Origin of the sequence: Salipiger thiooxidans (assembly GCF_900102075.1) — a bacterium.
Classification (GTDB): Bacteria; Pseudomonadota; Alphaproteobacteria; order Rhodobacterales; family Rhodobacteraceae; genus Salipiger; species Salipiger thiooxidans.
The window spans coordinates 1-23,417 of record NZ_FNAV01000007.1 but is presented as its reverse complement, the minus strand read 5'-3'; the positions used below and the strand labels follow the sequence as shown (position 1 = coordinate 23,417).

The window sequence follows — 23,417 nt, the reverse complement described above, 5'->3', positions numbered from 1 at the left end:
GCAGAGCCTGAGCCCGAGGAGGAAAGATGACCCGCAAAAACCTGTTGCGTGCCCGCCTTGAGCAGGGCCTCTTCACCGTGGCGCCCGGCGCCGCCGACGCCCTGACGGCCCGGATCGTCCAGGCCCAGGGGTTCGACGCGGTCTACATGACCGGGCTCGGGGCGACGGCGATGCGGCTTGGCAAGCCCGATCTTGGGCTGATGACGCAGACCGAGATGGCCGACCATGCACGCGCCATGGTGCGGGCGGTCGACATCCCGGTGATCGCCGATGCCGACACCGGCTACGGCGGGGCGCTCAACGTGGCCCGCACGGTGCGCGAATACCTGCAGGGTGGCGTCGCGGCCATGCACATCGAGGATCAGGTCAGCCCGAAACGCTGCGGCCAGTTGTCTGGCATCCGGCTCGTGCCGGCCGAGGAGGCCGCAGCCAGGCTCAGCGCCGCAGTCGAGGCACGCGGTTCGGAGGACATCTGCCTGATCGGGCGCACCGACGCGCTGCCGGGGCAGGGGATGGACGAGGCGGTGAGCCGCGCCGCGCGCTACCGCGACACCGGTGTCGATCTCGTCTTCGTCGACGGGGTCAAGACCCGCGCCGAGGTCGAGCAGATCGCCACCCGCGTCGAGGGGCCGAAGGTTCTGAGCCTCGTGGATGGCACCGATGCGGCGCAGCTGACCGTCGACGAGGTGCGCGAGATGGGCTTCTCCGTCGTCATGTATGCCGTGAGCGGCCTGTTTGCCGCAGCGCGGGCGACGGCGGACGCGATGGCACGGCTGAAGTCCGACGGTCGGCCCGGTGGCGGCGCGGCGCTCAGCTACGCGGAGTTCTGCGACATGGTGGACCTGCAGGCGCATCAGGCCTTTGCCCACCGCCACGGCGAATGAAAGAGGCGACATGACGGCAAAAGTGCTTATCACAGGTGCAGGCTCGGGCATCGGCCTCGCAGTGGCAAGGCGGGTGGTGGCCCGCGGCATGCGGGCAATCCTGTGGGACATCTCGGCCGCGGCGCTGCAAGCCGCGCAGGACGAGCTTGGCGACAGCGCCGAGGTCCGGCAGGTGGATGTTTCCGACGTGCGGGCGGTGACAGGGGCGGCGGCTTCGCTCGAGGGGGTCAGTCATCTCGTCAACAACGCGGGCATCCTTGGGCGGCAGATGGATTGGGGCGACCTTGACCCGTCCGAGATCGCGCGGGTGCTGGCAATCAACGTCACGGGGTTCATGCAGGTGGCCTCGTGCTTCATCGCCGCGCGCCGCCCCCATTCCACGGCGGCCATCGTCAACATGGCCTCGATCGCCGGAGAGAACGGCGGCGCGCCGGGCTTCGCCAGCTACGGGGCCTCGAAAGGGGCGATCATCGCGCTGACCCGTGCCATGGCCCGGGATTTCGCGCCGGAGGTGCGCGTGAACGCACTGGCCCCGGGCATCATCGACACGCCGATCCAGGAGGCGGTGATGGCCGACGCCGCCGCGCGCGCCAGGGCCGCCGAGGGCATCCCGATGCAGCGCATGGGCAGCCCAGACGAAGTGGCAGAGGCGACGGAGTGGCTGCTTTTCGACGCGGCCTACACCACGGGAGAAATCATCCGGATCGCGGGAGGCCGGCGGTGAGACTGATCGACTATTTCTTCAAGGCTCTCGAATGCGCGCTCGTGGTCCTGCTGGCAGGCATGACGCTCATGGTCTTTGCCAATGTCGTGCTGCGCTACGGGTTCGGGTCGGGCATCGACGTCAGCGAGGAGCTCTCGCGCTTCTTCTTCGTCTGGCTGATCTTCATCGGCGCCATCGTGGCGATGCGGCGCAACATGCACATGGGCTTCGATCTGGTGGTGGCGACGGTCAGCGCTCCGGTGCGCCGGGTGCTGCTGACCATCGCCAACGGCGCGGTGCTGGGGGTCTGCATCCTGATCCTCGTGGGCACGCTCCAGCAGTTCCACGTCAATGCGACGAACATCGCTCCCGTCACCCGCATGCCGATGATCTGGGTCTTCGGCGTGCTGATCCCGATGTCTGCGCTGGTTGGCCTGATGGCCGGGTTGCGGATGCTGGGCTATGCCACCGGCCGCCTGAGCGGAGCGCCGGGGCAGCCGACTGTCGCGAAAAGCGAGATCGAGGTGCACGAATGACCCTTCTCCTGTTCATCCTGACGCTGGGCGTCAGCCTGAGCATCGGTGTCCCCGTCGCCTTTGCTCTGATCATCTGCGCCGCGGCCATGGGCTTGCAGATGGACCTCTTCGACCCGCAGGTGATCTCGCAGCGGATGGTGGTCGGCGCCAACAATTTCTCGCTTCTCGCGATCCCGTTCTTCCTGCTGGCCGGCGAGTTGATGAACGCCGGCGGCATGTCGCGGCGGATCATCGGCTTCGCTATGGCCTTCGTCGGTCACGTGCGCGGCGGGCTCGGCGTGGTGGCGATCTTTGCCGCGATCATCCTGGCCTCGCTGTCGGGCTCGGCGGCGGCGGACAGCGCGGCGCTGATCGCGATCATGCTGCCGATGATGAAACAGTCGGGCCATGACGAGGCGCGTTCGGTCGGGCTCATGGCCTCGGGCGGCGTGATCGCCCCGATCATCCCGCCGTCGATCGCCTACATCATCTTTGCCGTGGCCACGAACCTGTCGATCACCCAGCTGTTCCTGGCCGGCATCGTGCCCGGCGTGATGATGGGGCTCGGGGCGATCATCGCTTGGCTGATCGTGGCTCGCCGCGACAACGTGCAGCCGCGGCCGCGACAGGGCTGGGGCGTGCGGCTGGAAGAGACCCGCAAAGCGCTGTGGTCGCTGGGCATGCCGGTGATCATCCTCGGCGGCATCCGCTTCGGCGTGGTCACCCCGACCGAGGCCGCCGTGATCGCTGCGGTATACGCCATCTTCGTCGGGATGGTGGTACACCGGGAGCTCAAGTTCAGCGACCTGTTCGGCGTGTTCCGGGACGCGGCGCTGACCACCTCGGTGGTGATGATGCTGGCGGCCGCGGCGCTGGCCACCGCGTGGTTCATCACCATCGCCGACCTGTCGGGCACCGTTCTGGACCTCGTCGGTCCACTGGTGGACAGCCCGACGCTGCTGCTGATCGTGATCATGGCGCTGGTGCTGATGATCGGCACGATGCTGGACATGGGGCCGACCATCCTGATCCTCGCGCCGGTGCTCCTGCCGGTGGTCGAGGAGGCGGGGATCGACCCGGTGTATTTCGGCGTCCTCTTCGTCATCAACTGCGCCATCGGCCTCGTCACGCCGCCCGTCGGCATCGTGCTGAGCGTCTCGGCAGGCGTGTCCGGCGTGCCGCTGCACAAGGTGGCCAAGGGCGCCGCACCCTTCCTGATCGCGCAGGTCACCGTGCTGATCCTGCTCGTGCTGTTCCCGCAACTCGTTCTGACGCCGCTCAACTGGCTGCGCTGACCGACCCCGTTTCACCTAGGAGGAGACCTACCATGACGTTCAAGTTCAAGACCCTTGCGGCCGTCGTTCTCGCGGCGACCGCCCTGACCAGCCCGGCACTTGCGGCCGATTACGGCCGCCACACCTTCAAGGTGTCGAACGGCGCGTCCAAGGATCACCCCGTGGCCGCCGGTGTCGACGCCATGTCCGAATGCCTCGCCAATGGCTCGGACGGGTCGATGAAGCTGCGCGGCTTCTACTCGGGTCAGCTCGGCGACGACGCCGAGGCCACGCAGTCGGTGCGTTCCGGCTCGATCGAGATGGTGGTCACCGGCGCCGCCGCGATTGCCGGCATCGAACCTGCCATGGGGGTGTTCTCACTGCCCTTCGTCTTTGCCAATGACGAGGAAGTGGATGCCATCATGACCGGCCCCTACTTCGACTACCTGGCCGAGAAGATGCCCGCGCATGACCTCGTGCTGCTGTCGATCTGGGAGAACGGATTCCGCAACGCCACCAACTCCAAGCGTCCGCTGAATGCCGTGTCGGACTTCGAGGGCCTGAACTTCCGCGTGATGCAGAACCCGATCTTCCTCGATACCTTCCGGCGCCTCGGCGCGAACCCCGTGCCGATGGCCTTCGGCGAGGTCTTCACCGCGCTCGAGACTGGCGCGGTTGACGGCCAGGAGAATCCGCTGCCACTGATCGAGGCGAGCAAGTTCTACGAGGTGCAGAAGTACCTGACGCTGACCCGCCATGCCTATTCGCCCACACCGGTGCTGATGTCGTTGCAGGTCTGGGAGGGGCTCAACGCCGACGAGCAGGCGCTGGTGTCCTCTTGCGCCGCCGAGGCCAGGAATGCCCAGATCGCCCGCTCGCGTGCAGCCGTCGGCGAGGCCGCGGAGCTGCTGACCTCCGAAGGCATGGAGATCAACGAGATGCCCGCGGCCGAGACGGACAAGCTGCGGGAACTGGTCGGCCCGGTCTACGACGCGGCCGCCGACTCGGTCGGACAGGAAAACCTCGACCGACTGCTGGCGGAACTCGAAAAGGTTCGCGGCGGCTCCTGAACACGTCCGGCCTGAGGGCCGGACATGAAACCGGCGCGCCGTCCTCCCGCGCGGGCCGGTTTCCCTGAATTCCCTATCCCAGTCCCATCGACCGGAGCGACCATGCCTCTCGACACAGCTTCCTGCCTTGCCGCCCTCGCCGAGGCCTTCCCCGGTGCCGCGCTGTTCACCGGAGATGACGTGCCTGCGCGGAATCTGCATGACACCAGTTTCCTGCCGGCAGTCGCGCCGCTGGCGGTGGTGCGCCCCGACAGCCCCGAGGGCGTCGCCGAGGCGGTCAGGATCTGCGCCGAACACGGTGTGCCGATGGTCGCGCAGGGCGGGCTGACGGGCCTTGCCGGGGGCGCGCACCCGGTGGCAGGCTGCGTCGCCATGTCGCTCGAGAGGTTGGCCGGGATCGAGGAGATCGACCCCGCGGCGGCGACCATGACGGTGCGCGCCGGCACGCCGCTCGAGGTGATCCAAAAGGCGGCCGACGAGGCGGGTTTCTTCATTCCGCTCGACCTCGGCGCGCGCGGGTCGTGCCAGATCGGCGGCAATATCGGCACCAACGCCGGCGGCAACCGGGTGATCCGCTACGGCATGACGCGCGAGATGGTGCTGGGACTCGAATATGCGCTGCCGGACGGAACGTTGATCGACGGTCTCAACAAGATGCTGAAGAACAACGCTGGCTATGATCTAAAGCAGCTCTTCATCGGCTCCGAGGGCACGCTGGGCATCGTGACCCGCGCGGTGCTGCGGATGCACCCGAAACCGGGCTGCGTCAACGCGGCGCTCTGTGGCCTTTCGTCCTACGAGGACGTCCTCAGGTTGCTGGCAGCGGCCCGGCGCGGTCTGGGCCCAATGCTTTCGGCTTTCGAGGTGATGTGGCCCGACTACTGGCAGGTGGTCACCGGGGAGGTCGGCGCGCGCAGCCCGCTCGAAGGCACCCATGCGATGTACGTGCTGCTCGAGGCGCAGGGCCTCGACGAGGATATCGACGGGCCGCGATTCATGTCATGGATCGAGGGAGCCTTCGAGGCGGGCATCATCGCCGATGCCGCCATCTCGCAGAGCCTCGGCGACGTGCAGTCCTTCTGGGACGTGCGGGATGCCTGCGCCGAGTTCCAGACTGTACTGGGGCCGCATTGCGCCTTCGACATCGGCCTGCCGCAGACCAGGATGAACGAATTCGCCGATGCCTGCCGGGCGCGGCTGAAAGAGGATATGCCCGAGGCGCTGTCGGTCTATTACGGCCATATCGGCGACGGCAACCTGCACATTGTGGCACTCGACCGCGCACAGGCGCAGCCGCCGATGAAACGCATCAGCGCGGTTGTCTACGACACGGTGCGCGACTTCGGCGGAACGATCTCGGCCGAGCATGGCATCGGCCTGCTGAAGAAACCCTACCTCTCCTACACCCGGTCCGAGAAGGAACTCGCGCTGATGGCCCGCATCAAGGCCGCGCTGGATCCGCAGGGGCTGCTCAACCCGGGCAAGGTCATCGACACGCCCGCAACCGGAAAGACCGACGCATGAACGCTCTGAAATCCCGCCTGCAGAAGGGCGAGTTCGTCGCCGCCGCCTGGGCCGAGCTGGGCCACCCGGACATCGCCGAGATCTTCGTGCGCCACGGCTGGCCGGCGGTGCTGATCGACGGCGAGCACGGCATCGGCGATCTCGAGACCTGGGTGGCGGTGGCCCGCGCTGTCGAGGCGGCGGGCGGCGAGGTGATCCTGCGCGTACCCGACGGGTCCGACACAACGCTAAAGAAGGTGCTCGACCGCGGTTTCCGGTCGATCGTCGTTCCCATGGTGAACAGCGTCGAGCAGGCGCGCGGCATTGCCGCCTCCTGCCGCTACCCGGTGCGCGGCACAGGTGGAGTGGGGCGTGGTTACGCGGCGCCGATCGTGCGCGGCTCGGACTACGGCACGCGGCCGGACTATGCGGTGCGCACGGCAAACGAGGACATGCTTCTGTTCGTGCAATGCGAGACCCGCGAGAGCATCGACGCGCTGCCGGGCATCTGCGCGGTGGAAGGCGTGGACGGGATCTTCCTCGGCCCCAATGACCTTGCGGCAACCCTCGGCAACATGGAGCAGATGGAGCATGCAACCCCGCAGGCGGCCTTTGCCGAGGTCGAACGGGCGGTGACCGGGGCCGGCGCGCTGCTGGCAACCGTCTGCGGTGGCGGGCGGGACTGGGCCGACCTGCGCGCACGCGGATTCACCCTCGTGGCCGGCGTCAACGACGTGTCTTTCCTCATCGGCGCCGCCTGTGACGCTGCAGCAGTCCGCGACGAGCAGCTGGCAGATCTCGCGTAAGGCCGGATTTCCTGACATTGCCCCGCGTGCTAAGACGTCGGGGTTGCGCCGGCGGGCGCCCGAGAACAAGGCGACCCTAATGAGCGTGAACCGGAAGATGCAGATCGAACAACCGAAGACGTTGACCGAGATCGTCGTCGAACGGCTGCGCGAAGCGATCATCGATGGCCACTACAAGTTCGGCGAGAATATCTCGGAGGACAAGCTGGCCAACGCCTTCGGGGTCAGCAGATCGCCGGTGCGCGACGCGCTCAACGCGCTTCAGTTCACCGGTCTGGTCACCATCAAGCCGAAGCGCGGCAGTTTTGTGTTTCAGCCCACGGCGGCCGATGTGGCCGAGATTTGCGACTATCGGCTCATGCTGGAGCGCGAGGCGCTCCGGCTTTCGATGGCGGCCGACCGCGAGGGCTTTCTCGTGGCACTGTCTGACGCGGTGGAGCGGATGCGCGAGCGGATGCAGGCGGGCGACGAAATCGGATACGTGCGTATCGACACCGAGTTCCACAACCTCTTCTTCGACTTCTGTGGCAACAACCTCGTGCAGAATGCCTTCGATCTGGTCGAGGCGCGCATCGCGACCATTCGAACCGCACTGAACGCAAGGTTCAAACAGCGGCGCGAGGACAGCTTCGACCAGCACGTTGCGATCGTCGAAGGCTTGCGAAAGGTCGACTGGGAGCAGGTGGACGAGGTCCTGCGCAAGCACATTACCTCGATCCGTTCTGATGCAATCGATGAGCTGTCGAGGGTCTGAGCACCCCTTTCGCCGAGTTTGCTCTATAAAGGTCTCGAGAGTTCTCTCTTCTTCTCGCCTCCTGCGGGGTCCCCGTCTGCTGACGCGCTAGACGGGTACTGGCTTTCCCGGGCACCGAGCGGTCTTGCAGATTGGCGCTTATGCGAATCCGAGGCGGGGTAGGGATGCCGCAGAGCATACATTTGTGGTCCCGGGCTCCACCTTCGCCCCTGCTCCGCTTACCGGCTGCCGGCTGGCGTTCAGCGCCGTTTCCCGCTGGTTTCAGGCCAGAGCTTTGATTTCGGCCCTTCCGAGGGCCGAGCAGCGGTTCATGATGGCGATGCGGATCTGGATTTCGGCGATCTGGCGGTCGGGATCGCGCGACATGAGACAATCGCCCAAGAGCTTCATGCGGTTCATCCCCTGGCCGACAGGACATTGCGTAAGCAATGTCCCGAGAGGCAGTGCCTCGACGCGACTTGGCGCGTGGTAGCCGACCCATTCCCGCGTCGCAGCATCGCGAAATGGCTGCAGTTCGAGACACCACCGCACCGCAGGCGGGCCGCTTTGAAGCCGACATCGCCGTGGTACTTTGAAGAGTACCTTCGCCAAAGCTGGAAGGACGGCATTCGAATTGGCAGCACCCTGTTCCGTCTGATCCAAGAGCGTGGTTACGAGGGGAGCCAGTCGCATTTGCAGCGTCTGTTGGCGGTTTGGCGCAGAACTGAAAAGCAAACGATGGGGCCCGCCTTGGAACACCAGATTCCGGAGCCGGTGCAAGACCCGGAAACGGGGCACGCGATTTCCCCGGTCATTGCGGCCGCGCTGTGCATCAAACCCCGCGGAAAGCTCACCCCGGATCAGGCGCAGAAAGTTGACGCGCTCAAGATCGGCGCGCCCTCCTTCGGAACGATGCGAAGTCTCGCCATGCGGTTCAACGGTATCCTGCGTGGCCGCCAGGCAGACCCGCTCCCTGCATGGATCGACGACGCGATCGAAACCGACCTCACGCCCATCGTGCGCTTCGCCCGCAGCTTGAACCGTGACTTCGAGACAGTCAAAAACGCCATCGAGATGCCGTAGAGTAACGGCCAGGCAGAAGGTCAGATCAATCGCCTGAAGACTCTCAAACGCGCCATGTACGGCCGAGCCGGGCCAGAAATGTTGCGCGCGAGAATGCTACCATTCCGCCACACAGATTGAGGCAGAGCCGATTTAAGGGCAACGCGGCAGCCGGTGAAGGGCGTGGGCAAAACTTGGGGGCATGCGGCTGCTCTTTGGTAGGCTCCGGTTAGCCGACCGTCGAGAACGGCGGCGCGGACAACAGCCACCCGGTGGGCTCCCTTGGGTGACCATCACATGCGACGTCGCTTTCCCATGCGGGTGTTGCCGATGTCACCCACGCAGCCCTCAGCCCGGGACGAAGAACTCGGAAGACCCGTGCGGTACCGCCGACCATAGTCGGTCAGGCTGTCCATGTTGTTCGCAAGGTAGGAATAGAGGTCTCGGCACCGAACTTGCACGCGCCGAGCCGCTTCAGTCTCCACGCGGTCATCTGTAACCAGCCGCGCGCAATCGACCCTCATCCATTGCAGACTGGTCGTGGCCGTAAGAACTATTCCATGCCACAGGTACCATCGCAGCGTTTTGGCCGGACGTTTGAACGGCACTGGAATGCCGGAGAGACTCCTGCTCTGCAGCGGGCCCTTTACGGCGTTCTCGACAGGCTGAATGTGCATCGAGATATGCCACCAGTCGAGGATGTGGCGGACCTTCCCACCGACGGCATTGCGGACGAGGTTTGGCAGGGCTGGTTCCCCGTCCGAAATTATCGTGACGGCTTGTTCGTGATCCCAACCGAGAGCCCTCAATTCCTGGCGAAGCTGACTGGCAGGTGGCAGGATCGCCTGTCGCACCAAGCCGACGCTAAACGCGCCGCGTCTCAGAATTAAGGGCAACGCGACACTAACAGAGCGTGCCACAGGCGGGACCTGATCGAAAGTCAGTGCGGACCAAACACAAAAGCCCCCGGCGCGGGAGGGGCCTCGGGCGACGCCGGCCACGGTCGACACCGGCCCGATGGCCCCGAAGCCGCCCACATTCGGCACCTTGCCGGACGCCTCCATCGCCATTCCTGCAGATTTCCGCTGCAGACCCTGAAATTCGGACAGGGCCCGGCCGAATGTCTGGCGCGGCATAGCCCGGACGTTCGGCATTGATGCCCGCGATCAGCCGCGTGACCCCGCCGCAGACCAAAAGGACATTCCGGCGCGGACGCTGCACCTTTCCGAAATTCGCGGCCAGGATCACGTGGGCCGACTTGGGGCAAGCCCCGGCCCGAGAGCCGCAGGCATGGGCGGAACGCCGCGTCATTCTGCAAGCTGACGGTCAAGTTTGGTCGGACGCACGCGCCCGATCCCGGGCACGGACGCACCCGGCGCGGATCGTTGAACCGAACAAGACGATATTGGTATTGGTTCACCCTCGTCCGATTTGGTTTCCTGTGGCGAAACTGGACATGCGCAAATGCGAAGGAAAAGGAGAAGACCTTGGACTTTGAACTCCCGGACGATGCAGCGGCATTGATCGAAACCACGCGGAAGATGGTCAGCGATCTGATGCCGCACGAACCCGAATTCCAGAAGACCGGCAAAGTGCCGGCGGCGGTGCGCAAGGTGTTCCGCGACAACGGGTTCTTTTCGCTGGCCTTTCGCGAAGAGAACGGTGGCATGGGCCTCGGAATGCTCGAGATCTGCTGCATCCAGGCCGAGCTGGCTCATCTGCCGGTCCAGTTCTGGGCGGACGTGAAATCCTCGCAAGGTCCGCAGACCAAGATCATTGAGGATTTCGGCACCGAGGCGCAGCGTCAGGCGACCCTGCCGGCGGTGATCGCCGGCGATCTGGTCATGGCCTTCTGCCTGTCCGAGCCGCATTGCGGATCGGATGTCTCGGCGATCCGCACCCGCGCCGAGCGCACGGGCGATGGCTGGCGCCTGAACGGCTACAAGACCTATGTCTCGAATGGGATCAAGGCGGGGCAGGCGGTCGTCGCCGCCTATACCGACCGCAGCAAGGGCGCCAGGGACGGGATTTCGCTGTTCCTCGTGCCCGCCGATGCGCCGGGCTACAAGCTCGCCGGGATCCTCGAGCTGATGGGGCACCATACGCCGGGCGTGGCCGAGCTGGCCTTTGACGACGTGGACCTGCCGGCCGAGGCGCTGATCGGCGAGGAAGGCAAGGGCCTGTCCTACCTCATGCACGGGCTGAATGCCGGGCGGCTCGCCATCGCGGGGACCTCTCTGGGCATGGGCGAGATGGCGTTGGAAGAGGCGCGGCGTTACGCGCACGAGCGGCCGGCCTTTGGCGGCACCCTGTCGGATTTCCAGGCCGTGCAGCACATGCTGGCCGACATGGCGACCGAGATGCGCGCCGCGCGCCTGCTGATGCTCGATGCCGCCTGGCGCTATGACCGGGGCGAGGTGAGCCGGTCGCTTTGCGCCATGGCCAAGCTGTTCTGCAGCGAGACGGCCTGCCGGACGGTGGACACCGCGCTGCAGATTTTCGGCGGCGCGGGATATGTGCGCGGCCAGCGGGTCGAGCGGCTGTACCGCGATGTGCGGGTGACGCGGATCTACGAAGGCGCCAGCGAAATCCAGAAGAACACCATCGCGCGCGAAATGCTGCGCGATTGAGCACGGGACCACAGATGCTTGAGATCAAGACGCTTCACGACCTGCGCGACCATGTCGGCGCCACGCTGTCGCCCAGCGATTGGGTCGAGGTGACGCAAGAGACCATCGACCGGTTCGCCGAGTTGACGCTGGACGACAACTGGTATCACGTGGATATCGAACGGGCCGCCCGCGAATTGCCGGGCGGCAAGACCATCGCGCATGGGCTTTACACGCTGTCGCTGGTGCCCGGCCTGTCCAAGCAGATCTTTCGCATGTCCGCCCATGGGCGCGCCTTCAACTACGGCTACGACAAGGTGCGCTACCCCGCGCCGGTCCCCGTGGGTTCGCGCCTGCGGCTGCACATGAGTGTCGACGAGGCGCATGACGAGCGCGGCGGTCTGATGATCTGCCGCACCTTCCTGATGGAACTCGAAGGGTCCGAGGCCCCGGCGCTGGTCGCGGTGGCGCGCACTTTGGCACTTTGATCGGGGTCGGGGTGCTTTTCTGGTTGAAAGGTAGGACCATTGACATTAGCACTCGTCTCGTGTCCATGTGACAGGAAAGGAAGTCTGCGATGAAGGTGCTCGTGCCCGTAAAGCGCGTGATCGACTACAACATGAAGGCCAAGGTGAAATCCGATGGCTCCGGTGTCGATCTTGCGAACGTGAAGATGTCGATGAACCCATTCGACGAGATTGCCGTCGAAGAGGCCATCCGGCTGAGGGAAGTCGGCAAGGCGGAAGAGATCGTCGCTGTCAGCGTCGGCGTCAAGCAGGCTCAGGAAACCCTGCGGACCGCGTTGGCCATGGGCGCGGACCGGGCGATCCTGGTGATCGCGTCAGACGATGTGCACACCGATATCGAACCGCTGGCCGTGGCCAAGATCCTCAAGGCGATCGTCGACGAGCAACAGCCCGGCCTGGTGCTCTGCGGCAAGCAGGCCATCGACAATGACATGAACGCCACCGGACAGATGCTTTCGGCGCTGCTGGGCTGGTCCCAGGCGACCTTTGCGTCGGAACTCAGCGTCGACGGCGACAGCGCGGTCGTGACCCGCGAGGTCGATGGCGGCCTGCAGACGATCAAGGTAAAGATTCCGGCGGTCGTGACCGTCGACCTGCGTCTGAACGAGCCGCGCTATGCCTCGCTGCCGAACATCATGAAGGCCAAGAAAAAGCCGCTGGATGAAAAGACCGCGGCCGATCTGGGCGTCGACGTGGCGCCGCGGCTCGAGATCGTGAAGACGTCGGAACCCGCCGCCCGCCAGGCCGGCGAGATGGTGCCTGATGTGGACACGCTGGTGGCGAAACTCAAAGAGAAGGGACTCGTGTGATGGCTGTTCTCCTGCTTGCCGAAGTGAATGACGGCGCGTTGTCGATGGACGCCACGGCCAAGGCCGTGTCGGCGGCCAAGGCGCTTGGCGACGTGACCGTGCTGTGCGCCGGTGGGTCGGCCGCCGCAGCGGGCGCCGAAGCGGCGACGATCGAGGGTGTCGCCAAGGTTCTGGTCGCCGAGGATGCCGGCCTGTCGCATCGCCTGGCCGAGGCCACGGCGGACCTGATCGTCAGCCTGGCCGGTGATTATGAACATATCGTTGCCCCGGCCACGACCGATGCGAAAAACGTCATGCCGCGCGTCGCCGCGCTGCTGGACGTGATGGTGCTGTCGGACGTGTCGGGCGTGGTGGACGCATCGACCTTCGAGCGGCCGATCTACGCCGGCAACGCGATCCAGACCGTGAAGACGGGCGATGCGAAGAAGGTGATCACGTTCCGCACCTCGACCTTCGACGCGGCCGGCACGGGCAACTCGGCCCCGGTCGAGACCATCGGCGGCGCGTCGTCGGACCTGTCGTCCTGGGTCGAGGACAAGGTGGCCGTCAGCGACCGCCCCGAGCTGACCTCGGCCGGGATCGTGGTCTCGGGCGGGCGCGGCGTGGGCTCGGAAGAGGATTTCAAGATCATCGAGGCGCTGGCGGACAAGCTGGGCGCGGCGATGGGCGCGTCCCGCGCGGCGGTCGATTCGGGCTATGCGCCGAACGACTGGCAGGTGGGCCAGACCGGCAAGGTCGTGGCGCCGGACCTCTATATCGCAGTCGGTATCTCGGGGGCGATCCAGCACCTGGCCGGCATGAAGGACAGCAAGGTGATCGTGGCGATCAACAAGGACGAAGAGGCGCCGATCTTCCAGGTCGCGGATTACGGCCTGGTGGCCGATCTTTTCACCGCAGTGCCGGAACTGACCGAGAAGCTGTAAGGAGGCGCTGTCATGCCATTGGATCCCGAACGGGTCAGGACCTACGACTTTCCCGCGCCGCGCTTCGAGGTCACCGAGAAGGATGCGATGCTCTATGCCCTCGGGCTGGGCATCGGGTCCGACCCGCTGGACCCGCGCCAGCTGCGCCATGTCTATGAAAAGGCCCTGGCGGTCTTTCCGACGATGCCGGTCGTCCTCGGCTCTCCCGGGCCGTGGTTCGCGGATGCGGGGCTCGATTTCCGCAAGCTCGTCCACGGGGCGCAGGCCCTGCACCTGGAGCGTCCGGTGCCGCTGGGCACGCCGCTCACCTCGACCTCCCGGGTCGTCGGGCTTTACGACAAAGGCGCCGAGAAGGGCGCGGTTTGCGACGTGGAGCGGGTCATTGCGGACCAAGACGGCACGGTCGTTGCGCGGATGGTGGCGACCTATGCCCTGCGCGGCGACGGCGGGTTCGGCGGCGAGGCCCCGCCGCGCGACGCCTGGACCCTGCCCGAGCGCGCGCCGGATGCAGAGATCGTCCTGCCGACCCTGCCGCAGGCCGCATTGATCTATCGGCTGAGCGGCGACATGAACCCGCTTCATGCCGATCCCGAACGGGCCAGGGCGGTCGGGTTCGAGCGTCCCATCCTGCACGGGCTTTGCACCTTCGGGATGATGGGCCGCGCCGTGATCGAGGCGTTCTGCCCGGACGATCCCGGCGCGCTCAACGCGCTGTCCGGCCGGTTCACACGCCCAGTCTATCCGGGCGACACGCTGAGTGTCAGCTTGTGGAAGGACGACGCCGGGCATCTGTTCGAGGCCCGGACAGGGGCGGACAATGTGGTCTTTACCGGCGGCCGCGCGAGTCTGGGCTGAGCCGGCGGGACATTGCGGAACGAAAAGGCCCGGTGCAGTGCCGAAGGTTCCTTGCAGGATCGGTCGTTAGTTCGACCCTTCGAACATTGGAGCAATGACCGCTTTGAGCCTATTTCGTTGAAAAACTCGCGCTTGATCGCAGGGCCGTCGGCTGATCCAATTCCCGCAATGGGTGGGAGGATCGACGATGATGGGACCTCGGCAGGAGGCGCAACCGGCGCTGTTCTACGAGTTCTCGCTCGAGGATCATGTCCCGCAGAACCACCTCCTGCGCTCCATCGACCGGTTCGTGGACCTGTCCGGCCTCCGCGCCTACCTTTCCGATTTCTACAGCCATACCGGGCGCCCGTCGGTGGATCCCGAGTTGCTGATCGGTTGGCTATTGCTTCGGTCTCCGGTCCGAGCGGCAGCTCTGCGAGGAGGTGCATCTGAACCTGGCGTATCGGTGGTTTTGCCGCCTGGATCTGAGTGACCGGGTCCCGGATCACTCGACCCGCACCCCGAGCGCCTGATCGCCCACACGGCCTACGGCACCGGGCCGATGCTGGGTTGGCTGGTCGAGCGCGAGATTATCCCGCACATTCCCGTCTTCGACAAATCGGGGCGCAGCGACGGGACCTGGACCCGCGCCGACTTTGACTGGGATGCGGGGAACGACCAATACATTTGCCCCGAGCCTAGCACTTCCAAGCCAAGCTACAACGCGCGGCTATCGGATCATGCCCGAAAGAGAGGCGGCATAGGCAGATCGCATGGCGTCAACAAATGCGCGGACGGGGGTTCGGTCGGGACTTGTCGCAAGCTGGGTGATCCCAAGATCCAGCGTAAGAGCACTGGACAGCGGCAGCACGCGCATGCCGTCGTCGTTGATCCCGATTGCCGAGAGATGATCTATCACGGTGCAGACGCGCGCACCCCTGGCGAGCGCGACGGCGAAGGGGATGCTCAGCGCAGTCAGTCGGCGACGCGGTGTGATCCCGCGTGTCCTGAGTTCCGTTTCTACAATTGACCCAAGGGGGGCATGGCTGTTGTGACTGACGAAGTCTTCGCCTTCCAGCCATTCGAGATCAAAGGCTTCGCTCTCCGCGCGCGGGTGATCATGGGGCACCATGGCGACGAGGGGCACTTTTCCGATGACCCACTGCTGAAGCTCTGGCCGATTTTCCCAGACGCCCCCTACACCGAGATCGATCGCGCCCTCGCGGAGGGCCGGTAGCTGCTGGCTCTGGCGACCGGAATCCACGACGATCTCAAGTTCCGGAAAGTGCCGGTAGAGCTTTCCGACCGCCTGGGGAAGGACGGAATGGGAGAGGGCCGCCGTTGCCATGATATGGAGCGCATCCTGCTGGCCTCTCCGGATGGATTCGACCGATTGTTCGACCTGGCTCAGTCTGTCGAAAAGCCCGCCGCTCTCTGCATAGAGGCGCTGCGCTTCCCAGGTGGGATGAAGCCGACCGGCGTTGTTCCGGAACAGGACAAACCCAAGTTCGTCTTCGAAAATCTGAAGGTGGCGGCTGACAGTGGGTTGCGACAGTCGCATGCTCCGGGCCGCGGCGCTGACGCTGGCAGTCTCGAAAACGGTGCGGAAGACCTGAAGTCTATGCAGATTCATGCGGTCCATGTGTCGTTCCGATGCGCACAATTATTGGTCATTTTCGGTTTCCGAGACCTGACGCGGGGCTCGCTCATGCGCGTATGCGGCGCCTGATCACCACGAGCCGACAGCAAATTGTCGTGGCCGGTCAGTGAGAGCCATAGCTAATACGTATAGGATGGGCAATATTTATTGTATTGCCTATGGGTCGTCGGTTCAATTGTCTCCCCGGAAAGGAGACTCAGATGCCGATCCTACCTTTCCTCTTTCTCTTCGCGACGCTGCTTTCGGGCTCTGCCATCGCCTATTTCGTCGGGGGGGCAACGATCGTGGGCTTTGTCGTGCAGGACCAGGCGCGATACCTCGCGGCGCTGCCCCAGCGGGCGATGAGCCAGCTCGACGTCTTCGCCTTCCTGGCGATGCCCCTCTTCATCCTGACCGGCGAACTGATGAACCGGGGCGGGGTGACGCAGGCGCTTATCCGTTTTTCCCTGTCGATGCTGGGCAGGTTCAAGGGGGGAATGGCGCATGTGAACATCGCAACGTCGGTCTTCTTTGCCGGCATCTCGGGATCGGCGACGGCTGATGCCGCAGCGCTTGGAAACACTCTGGTGCCGGAGATGGAGCGCCAAGGGTATTCGCGCGACTACGCCACGGCCATCACGGCCGCTTCCTCGATCATCGGCCCGATCATCCCGCCGTCGATCATCCTGATCTTCTACGGCGCGCTGCTGAACACCTCTGTCGTGGCGCTTTTTGCCGCGGGTGTCGTGCCGGGGCTGATGCTGGCTGGGGTTCTGATGATCGTCAATGCGATCATGGCACATCGGTACGGGCACCCCGGTGGCAAGGGATCCGAGATCCCCCCGTTCTGGTCCTCGCTTTTCCAGGCGCTTCCCGCACTGTCGCTGCCGGTCATCATCCTGTCGGGTATCCTGTTCGGCTTCATGACACCGGCCGAGGCGGCGGGCGTGGCCTGCGTCGCGGCGCTGGCTGTGGGGATGTTCTACGGCAAGCTGACCCTGCGGGACGTGCACGAGGCGCTGAGCCGCACCGTGATGCTGTCGGGGGCCGTCTTCATCATCCTCGTCGCGGTGGCGACCTTCGGCTACCTCACCTCGGTCGAACAGCTGCCGCGCAAGCTGGCCGAGCTGATCGGAGAAGTCGGCCTGGGTGCCACCGGCTACATGATCGTCCTGAACCTGATCTTCCTTGCGGCGGGCATGGTGATGGACGTGAAGGCCGCGGTCGCGCTGCTGGGGCCCTTGCTGATCCCCCCGGCCATCGCGCTTGGGGTGGACCCCGTCCACATGGGCATCCTGGTAGGTTTCAACCTGACCGTGGGCCTGCTGACCCCGCCGCTGGGCGGCGTGCTGCTGATCCTCTCGACGGTGGTCGACATCGGATACTGGCGGCTCGTGCGCGCGACCATGCCTTTCCTGATCGTCGAGCTGATCCTGCTGGGGGTGCTGATCTACGTCCCGGCGATTTCGCTGACCCTGCCGCGATACCTCGGCCTCATGAACTGACCAAACCAACAGGAGAGAACCAATGAAAAAGACACTTCTCGCCGCCTCCGTCAGCCTTGCCGCGCTGACCGGGACCGCCGCCATGGCCATGGATGACGTGGTCGTCGCCTTCGCCGGGACAGAGGATCTGAAGAACGACGCCGAATACGTCTTCATCCATGCCTTTGCGGAAAGCATGGCCCAGCATGGCGTCGATGTGACCGTTCACCCTTCGAACACTCTTGGCAAGGAAAGCGATCGTTTCGACCAGACCAGCCAGGGGCTGATCGAGGTCAACATCGGCAATGGCGGGTCCCTGATGAAGGCGTCCAAGTGGGCCTCGACCCTCTTCCTGCCCTTCCTGAGCTCGGATGAGGCCTCTTTCGATCGCATGGTCGAGGAGAGCGGGGCGCTCGACAGGATCAACGAGGAGGCGTCGCGGCTTGGCGTCCGTGTGGCGGGTTTCGCCATGCGCGGGGGCACCCTTGGCCTGTTCAACACGGAAAAGCCGGTGACGACACTGGCGGACCTGAAAGACATGCGTCTTCGTGCCCAGAACGGCGACCAGGTGACCTACATGTCGGCCTGGGGCGCCAAGCCCACGGTTGTCAGCTGGGCCGAGACCCCGAACGCGCTTCAGACCGGTGTGGCCGTGGGACATTTCAACCCGCCCTCGACTGTCGTGGCGGCGGGACAGGTCGAACTGCTCGACTATTTCACGCCCCTGGACGCGGGGCCTGTTCCCAAGGTCATCATGCTGTCGGACGACTGGTACAGCTTCCTGACCGAGGAAGAGCGGGGCTGGGTCGATGACGCCATCGCCGAGGGCATCTCGGTGAACCGTGAATGGGCGCTGGAGCAGGTTCCCTATTTCGAGCAGACCATTCAGGACGGCGGCATCGAGATCACGCCCTTGAAAGAGGGCGAGCGCGACAAGTTCGTCGCGGCGTCCCGCTCGGTCTGGAACCAGATCGTGCCGCAAGACGACGTCGATTTCATCTCGCAATATGCCGATTGACCCGTCGGGGCAGGGCGCCAGCCCTGCCTTTAATGGCCCTTCATCCTTGCCGGAGCCTCACATGAGATCCCTTGCACTCTTTCTCGATCGGCTCAGCCTCGGCGTCGACCGCGTCCTGCGACTGATTGCCCTCGTCTGCCTGGTCCTGATGGTTTGCTTCATCGTGCTCCAGGTCGTGGCACGCTACGGTTTTGCCGCGCCTCCCGCCTGGACGGAAGAGGCCGCGCGCTACGCCATGGTGTGGGTTGGCCTGCTGGGGGCGTCCATATCGTTTCGTGCCGGATTCGACCCGAAACTGGTCAAGCTCCCCGCGACCTTCCCGAGGCCGATCTTGGCCTTGGGCGCGCTGCTGCGGGGGGCTGCCGTGCTCGTGTTCCTCGGGCCGATCCTGTTCTACTGCTTCTACGGGCCCGGCCTGAATCCGGCCCGGTCTTTCCTGACGCGCAACCTCTACACCACGGCCGAAACTTTCGACATGGCGACGATCTTCGTCGCCATAACCGTGCCGATCTTTATCATTGCCATCTTCCTGCACGGGATCGCACGCTGCGCATGCGCCCTTGCCTCCATGCAGTCGGATGACCAGCCAAGAGAGCCGAATGCCCAAGATCACGCCTGAGGCGCTTCGCGCCGATACCGATTTCATCGACCGCCTGACCGAACTGCGTCGCGATATCCACCGCCATCCCGAAACGGCCTTCGAGGAATTCCGCACATCCGATATCGTTGCTCAGCGACTGACAGACATGGGCATCGAGATCCATCGCGGGCTTGGCGGGACAGGCGTCGTCGGAACGCTGAAAGGCAACCGTCCCGGTCAAAGGGTGATCGCGCTGCGCGCCGATATGGACGCCCTGCATATCGAGGAGCAGACAGGGCTCCCCTACGCTTCCGAGGTGCCGGGCAAGATGCATGCCTGCGGTCACGACGGACATACGACGATGCTTCTTGGGGCTGCCGAGCTTCTTGCCGCAGATCCTGATTTCGCGGGCACCGTGCATTTCATCTTCCAGCCTGCGGAAGAGGGGCTTGGCGGGGCTCGGGTGATGATCGAGGATGGGTTGTTCGATCTTTTCCCCTGTGACGCGGTATATGGCGTTCACAACGCGCCGAAAGAACCCCTTGGACGCGTGCAGACCCGGACAGGGTCGTTCATGGCCGCGGGTGACACATGGGAAGTGATCTTCGAAGGCAGCGGCGGCCATGGTGCCATGCCCCACATGGCGACCGATCCCACGATCCCGGCGGGACAGTTCATCGCTTCGCTGGCGCAAATCGTGTCGCGTCAGGTCCCCGCAGCCGATGCGGCAGTGATTTCAGTCGGGCATATCGATGCCGGCGACTACGGAAGCCCCAACATCATACCCTCCAGGGTCGTCGTGCGCGGCACGGCACGCTCGTACCGCGCTCCGATCCGCGATACCCTCGAGCGCGGCATCGGCGCCTTTGCCGAAAGCTGCGCCGCGCCATACGGGGTGACCGCCCGGTTGATCTACACGCGTCGGTATCCGCCACTCGTCAATACTGCTGAGGAAGTTCAGCAGGCGGTTGCCGCGGCGACCGAGGTTGTTGGCGAAGACATGGTTGATCCGGAAGCTCCCCGTGCCGGCGGGTCCGAGGATTTTTCCTTCATGCTGGAAAAGGTCCCAGGTGCATATGTCATGATCGGCAACGGTGACGGTCCCGATGCGGTATTCGTTCATACGCCGAAGTATGACTTCAACGACGCACTGATACCGTTTGGTGTCTCGTACTGGACCAACCTGGTGGCCAAGGAACTGGGCTCATAAGAGACACCACTTTTGCCGTCCGGAAGCCCGCTCGCCGGTTATGGCCAACGTCAGGACCATCGTCTTTCGGTCTTTCCTCCTCGAAAATACGGCACAGGCTGTCCAGGTCGAGGATCATCGTATTGAAGGCGGGTTCCCGATCAACGTGAGGTTGCCCGGGTCATCGGGGCTATTCATCCCCTCCATCAGGCTTTGTTGAGATGGCGCCAGATCATCAGACGTTCGCATTCGTCGAAAATATCGCCGTCCGCCCCGATGCGACCGCCACCGATGTGATCCAGCATCGCCGCAGTTCGCTTTGGGGGGGGGACGGCGCGTGGCCGACCGCCCCAACGTCTTACCAGCCCTGTTCCGTCGGAATGACGCACATTTCCGACCACTCTTGAACTGGTGACCGGACCCAATCGTGGCGGCCACGGCCGAGGCGGTCACCGGTCCGACGCCGGGAATGGTCTGCAAGAGTTGCGCCTGGCGGCTGAGACGAGCCTGAATGCGCATCGTGATCTCGTACCAGCGAAGGCGGTTGTGGAGCTCGACCCGCTGACGGCTGAGACCCCGCAGAACGTCCTGGGCGAGCTCGGGGAGTCCGGACTGCTTGCCATCGATGATCCCCTTCGCAAAATCGATGGCCCGCGCCACGCCCCGAGCGATGGCGATGCCGAACTCCGCGGGCCGGCTCCGAAGCATGTTGATCAACTGAGTGCGCTGTCGAACCACGAAGTCCCGTGCGCGATGCAAGGAGAGAAGCGCCTGCTGGTCCTCGGACTTGATCTCGACAAACCGCATCGTCGGCCGCGTCACGGCCTCGCAAATGGCTTCTGCATCGACCGCATCGGACTTGCCCCGTTTCACGTAGGGTTTGACGTACATTGGCGGCATCAACCGGACTGTGAGACCCAGCTTCGAAAGCTCACGGCCCCAGTGGTGGCTCGATGCGCAGGCTTCGATGCCGATGAGGCAGGGCGACAGTCTCTCGAAAAAACCCAGAACCTGCGCTCGGCGCAAAGGTCGGTTGAAGGCCACTTCGCCGCCTTCTGTCACTCCGTGGACGTGGAAGATGGTCTTGGCCAGGTCGAGGCCGACAGTGGTAACCTGCATGGGGTAGCTCCTCTCGATCGCAGATTCTGACACCTGCACTATGGCGCATTGCGACGCCGGGGAGCGGGAGCCATCCACCCCATCTGGTTCGGTAAAGCTGCACCGCCTCAACGGGTGTGGACTTGAACGGCAGATCAGGGCCGAGGCTGTGTGGAAACGGAAGCTCGGGGCCTCTGGGAACTGCTGTACTCGTCGGAGGGCCGGAGTTCAGTCGAGCTTTCTCATTCTGGCTCAGATCGCGTTCTGGTGGCGTGCTCTCCGGCAGTGAGGGGCGTGTTGCTCTTGCTCAGGGCCGAATTAGACCGTTTTCACAGTCTGATCCCTTCCAGAAGCGCCCTTGACCCGATGATGTTCATCACGCGCTTGATGTTGTAGGCGAGGACGTGCAGCGCCATCTCGGTGCGCACGTTCCGGAGCCTCCGCATCTGGAAGTGGGTAGCGCCCATCGCAGCTTTGATCGTGCCGAACGGATGCTCGACCGTGCAGCGCCGGGTGCGCATCAAGCCCGGGGTCTTGTCCATGCGCTCGCACATCTTCTCGATCAGATGTTCGTGCTCCCAGCGCGTTATGCGGCGCTCTTTCCCCGTCGTGCAGCGCGCGCTTAGCGGACAGAACTGGCAATCGTTTTGCCAGTAGCGTCGGTGCATCAAACCGTTTTCCTTCCGCGTATAGCGGTAGGTCAGAACCTTGCCGGCTGGACAGGTATAGGTGTCGCTGGCGGCGTCGTAAAAGAAGTCGGCCTTCACGAACATGCCCCTCTTGCGGTTGCCCGATGTCTCCGGTCGCGGGACCGTCGCGGTGATCCCGGCCTCTTCGCAGGCAAGCAGTTCAGGGCTGTTGAAGTAGCCCCGGTCAGAGATGGCGTTCAGGCTTTCCGTCTGCAAGGCTGTCTTGGCCATCTTCGCCATGGGAGCCAGCTGCGCCCTTGCCGTAGGTTGCCATCGATCTCGCGTCGGGATCGGTCAGTGATATCTGGCCCTCTGGTGTTTCTTTCAGCTGAGTGGCAATCCCCTGGAGGCGTTGGACTTCCTGGCGGATCCTGGACAGTTTCTCCTTCAGCCGCTCGATCTTGCGGAGTTTTCGCTCGGACTGCTCTCGCCGGTCGGTTCTGTCCATTTCCTCGAGATACCGGGCCGCGCTTTGCTCGAGGTGAGTGATCCGAAGCTGAACCTTGCCCGCCGTGAAATTCCGGTCGTGGTTGTTCACCGCCTTCATCTTGCTGCCATCAATGGCCACTGTCCCGGCGGCCACCACGCCGATCTGGCGGCAGAGTTCGACAAACCCGGTGCAACTCTTGCGGATCGCGGGCCCGTTCTCTTTCCGAAAATCAGCGATCGTCTTGTGGTCTGGCACCAGCCTGCCTGTCAGCCACATGACCTCGACATTGCGCCCGGCCTCTTTCTCGAGTCGCCTGCTGGACGCCACCCGGTTCATGTAACCGTAGATGAAAAGCTTGAGGAGCACGGCCGGATGGTAGCCAGGCCGCCCGGTCTGAGCAGGCGCACAACGGTTGAAATCGGAAGCGACAAAGTCGAGCGCGTCGATGAAAGCATCCATCACCCGAACCGGATGGTCGTCGCAGATCCAGTCCTCCAGCCGATCCGGGAACATGGTCGTCTGTTCCCGGTCCACTGCTTTAATATAGCCCGACATTCCAACCTCCACTTGGTGAAGGCAGTATACCTGAACCTCGAGTTTTCACACAGCCTCGGCCGGGAGCGTCAGGAGGCGTGATCGCAGCCCGCTCGGGAACTTGCCCGCTCCCCTGTACATAGCGAACCGGCTCTGTTGCACAAATCGCGTGAGGGATTCATCTCGTGAATCCAGCGTGGTAGCCGGGATGCATGAGCAGACCCATACCCGCGACCTACAGGACCAGGAACTGGCCAGCCTATAACGAAGCGCTCAAGCGCCGGGGTTCGCTGACGATCCACTGACCGGCAGTGCATTGCGCAGCAATGTCACGAGAGGTTGGTTCGACCCTGAGATGAGCTGGGATGGCGCGGCGACAGGCCGGGGTGGCCGACAGCAGACCTACAGCGATGCCGCTATCCAGACGTGCCTTTCGATGAAGGTTTTGTTCGGCATGGCGCTCCGGCAGACAACCGGGTTCGTCGAAAGTCTGCTGCGACTGGT

At 64.3% G+C, this 23,417-nt stretch carries 20 protein-coding genes and 5 pseudogenes; 20 read left to right on the top strand and 5 right to left on the bottom strand.

The annotated features are described in order from the left end of the window. Positions 1–26 precede the first annotated feature (26 nt). The 8 genes from BLQ77_RS11575 (at position 27) to BLQ77_RS11540 (ending at position 7,509) form a co-directional block, all read left to right on the top strand. Positions 27–884 carry an isocitrate lyase/PEP mutase family protein gene (locus tag BLQ77_RS11575; RefSeq protein ID WP_008888175.1) on the top strand — a complete coding sequence of 286 codons (858 nt, stop codon included), beginning with the start codon at positions 27–29 and terminating at the stop codon, positions 882–884. Between the two features lie 10 nt (positions 885–894). Next, entirely contained in the window at positions 895–1,608 is a 714-nt protein-coding gene (locus tag BLQ77_RS11570; protein WP_089959184.1) for an SDR family NAD(P)-dependent oxidoreductase, read from the top strand. Further along, positions 1,605–2,123, top strand: coding sequence for a TRAP transporter small permease (locus BLQ77_RS11565; RefSeq protein ID WP_008888047.1), 519 nt, complete (start codon positions 1,605–1,607; stop codon positions 2,121–2,123). The genes BLQ77_RS11570 and BLQ77_RS11565 overlap by 4 nt, the downstream gene beginning before the upstream one ends. Next, positions 2,120–3,397: a TRAP transporter large permease gene (locus BLQ77_RS11560; RefSeq protein WP_089959181.1), complete on the top strand. Its 1,278-nt coding sequence runs from the start codon at positions 2,120–2,122 to the stop codon at positions 3,395–3,397. Before BLQ77_RS11565 ends, BLQ77_RS11560 begins: the two co-directional genes overlap by 4 nt. 32 nt (positions 3,398–3,429) lie before the next feature. Next, a complete protein-coding gene (locus BLQ77_RS11555) occupies positions 3,430–4,446 on the top strand; it encodes a DctP family TRAP transporter solute-binding subunit (protein WP_089959177.1) in 1,017 nt (338 codons plus the stop codon). Positions 4,447–4,548: 102 nt separating this feature from the next. After that, positions 4,549–5,970 carry an FAD-binding oxidoreductase gene (locus BLQ77_RS11550; RefSeq protein ID WP_089959173.1) on the top strand — a complete coding sequence of 474 codons (1,422 nt, stop codon included), beginning with the start codon at positions 4,549–4,551 and terminating at the stop codon, positions 5,968–5,970. Continuing rightward, positions 5,967–6,755 (top strand): HpcH/HpaI aldolase family protein, encoded by a 789-nt coding sequence (locus BLQ77_RS11545; RefSeq protein ID WP_089959170.1) that lies wholly within the window; start codon positions 5,967–5,969, stop codon positions 6,753–6,755. Before BLQ77_RS11550 ends, BLQ77_RS11545 begins: the two co-directional genes overlap by 4 nt. A gap of 97 nt (positions 6,756–6,852) precedes the next feature. Continuing rightward, positions 6,853–7,509 (top strand): GntR family transcriptional regulator, encoded by a 657-nt coding sequence (locus BLQ77_RS11540; protein ID WP_110476895.1) that lies wholly within the window; start codon positions 6,853–6,855, stop codon positions 7,507–7,509. A 261-nt stretch (positions 7,510–7,770) separates the two neighbouring features. On the opposite strand, the pseudogene BLQ77_RS29840 reads toward BLQ77_RS11540, so the two are convergent. Further along, a pseudogene (locus BLQ77_RS29840) lies at positions 7,771–8,004 on the bottom strand (hypothetical protein); the annotation flags it as partial. Between the two features lie 51 nt (positions 8,005–8,055). Between BLQ77_RS29840 and BLQ77_RS11535 the strand changes: the two are divergent. Further along, complete coding sequence (locus tag BLQ77_RS11535; RefSeq protein ID WP_131822008.1) at positions 8,056–8,571, top strand: transposase; 516 nt, start codon at positions 8,056–8,058, stop codon at positions 8,569–8,571. Positions 8,572–8,756: 185 nt separating this feature from the next. Here BLQ77_RS11535 and BLQ77_RS11530 read toward each other — a convergent pair. Further along, positions 8,757–9,410: pseudogene (locus BLQ77_RS11530) on the bottom strand (ISKra4 family transposase); the annotation flags it as partial. A 627-nt stretch (positions 9,411–10,037) separates the two neighbouring features. Here BLQ77_RS11530 and BLQ77_RS11525 point away from each other — a divergent pair. The 6 genes and pseudogenes from BLQ77_RS11525 to BLQ77_RS29320 all read left to right on the top strand — a co-directional run bounded on the left by BLQ77_RS11525 (position 10,038) and on the right by BLQ77_RS29320 (position 14,785). After that, positions 10,038–11,180 (top strand): acyl-CoA dehydrogenase family protein, encoded by a 1,143-nt coding sequence (locus BLQ77_RS11525; protein WP_089959163.1) that lies wholly within the window; start codon positions 10,038–10,040, stop codon positions 11,178–11,180. Between the two features lie 14 nt (positions 11,181–11,194). Beyond that, the gene (locus BLQ77_RS11520) at positions 11,195–11,647 is read left to right on the top strand and encodes a MaoC family dehydratase (protein WP_089959160.1); all 453 of its coding nucleotides are present in this window, start codon (positions 11,195–11,197) and stop codon (positions 11,645–11,647) included. Positions 11,648–11,736: 89 nt separating this feature from the next. After that, a complete protein-coding gene (locus BLQ77_RS11515) occupies positions 11,737–12,495 on the top strand; it encodes an electron transfer flavoprotein subunit beta/FixA family protein (RefSeq protein ID WP_089959156.1) in 759 nt (252 codons plus the stop codon). Further along, the gene (locus BLQ77_RS11510) at positions 12,495–13,418 is read left to right on the top strand and encodes an electron transfer flavoprotein subunit alpha/FixB family protein (protein ID WP_089959152.1); all 924 of its coding nucleotides are present in this window, start codon (positions 12,495–12,497) and stop codon (positions 13,416–13,418) included. Before BLQ77_RS11515 ends, BLQ77_RS11510 begins: the two co-directional genes overlap by 1 nt. A gap of 12 nt (positions 13,419–13,430) precedes the next feature. Next, positions 13,431–14,273 carry a MaoC/PaaZ C-terminal domain-containing protein gene (locus tag BLQ77_RS11505; RefSeq protein WP_089959149.1) on the top strand — a complete coding sequence of 281 codons (843 nt, stop codon included), beginning with the start codon at positions 13,431–13,433 and terminating at the stop codon, positions 14,271–14,273. A 187-nt stretch (positions 14,274–14,460) separates the two neighbouring features. Further along, positions 14,461–14,785, top strand: a pseudogene (locus tag BLQ77_RS29320) (transposase). A 197-nt stretch (positions 14,786–14,982) separates the two neighbouring features. Here the strand turns inward: BLQ77_RS29320 and BLQ77_RS11495 are convergent. Then, on the bottom strand, positions 14,983–15,894 hold the full coding sequence (locus BLQ77_RS11495; RefSeq protein ID WP_089959145.1) for a LysR family transcriptional regulator: 912 nt from the start codon (positions 15,892–15,894) through the stop codon (positions 14,983–14,985). 218 nt (positions 15,895–16,112) lie between these two features. On the opposite strand from BLQ77_RS11495, the gene BLQ77_RS11490 reads away from it, so the two are divergent. The 4 genes from BLQ77_RS11490 (at position 16,113) to BLQ77_RS11475 (ending at position 20,183) form a co-directional block, all read left to right on the top strand. Continuing rightward, the gene (locus tag BLQ77_RS11490) at positions 16,113–17,396 is read left to right on the top strand and encodes a TRAP transporter large permease (RefSeq protein ID WP_089959141.1); all 1,284 of its coding nucleotides are present in this window, start codon (positions 16,113–16,115) and stop codon (positions 17,394–17,396) included. A 22-nt stretch (positions 17,397–17,418) separates the two neighbouring features. Continuing rightward, positions 17,419–18,393 carry a TRAP transporter substrate-binding protein gene (locus BLQ77_RS11485; protein WP_089959138.1) on the top strand — a complete coding sequence of 325 codons (975 nt, stop codon included), beginning with the start codon at positions 17,419–17,421 and terminating at the stop codon, positions 18,391–18,393. A gap of 61 nt (positions 18,394–18,454) precedes the next feature. Further along, complete coding sequence (locus tag BLQ77_RS11480; protein ID WP_089959135.1) at positions 18,455–19,012, top strand: TRAP transporter small permease; 558 nt, start codon at positions 18,455–18,457, stop codon at positions 19,010–19,012. Then, positions 18,993–20,183, top strand: a complete 1,191-nt coding sequence (locus tag BLQ77_RS11475; protein WP_089959132.1) for an amidohydrolase — start codon at positions 18,993–18,995, stop codon at positions 20,181–20,183. The genes BLQ77_RS11480 and BLQ77_RS11475 overlap by 20 nt, the downstream gene beginning before the upstream one ends. Positions 20,184–20,297: 114 nt before the next feature. Here the strand turns inward: BLQ77_RS11475 and BLQ77_RS11470 are convergent, their stop codons facing one another. Next, complete coding sequence (locus tag BLQ77_RS11470; protein WP_242661690.1) at positions 20,298–21,281, bottom strand: IS110 family RNA-guided transposase; 984 nt, start codon at positions 21,279–21,281, stop codon at positions 20,298–20,300. A gap of 308 nt (positions 21,282–21,589) precedes the next feature. Beyond that, positions 21,590–22,934 (bottom strand): annotated as a pseudogene (locus BLQ77_RS11465) (transposase). A 191-nt stretch (positions 22,935–23,125) separates the two neighbouring features. Here BLQ77_RS11465 and BLQ77_RS11460 point away from each other — a divergent pair. Beyond that, a pseudogene (locus BLQ77_RS11460) lies at positions 23,126–23,417 on the top strand (transposase); the annotation flags it as partial.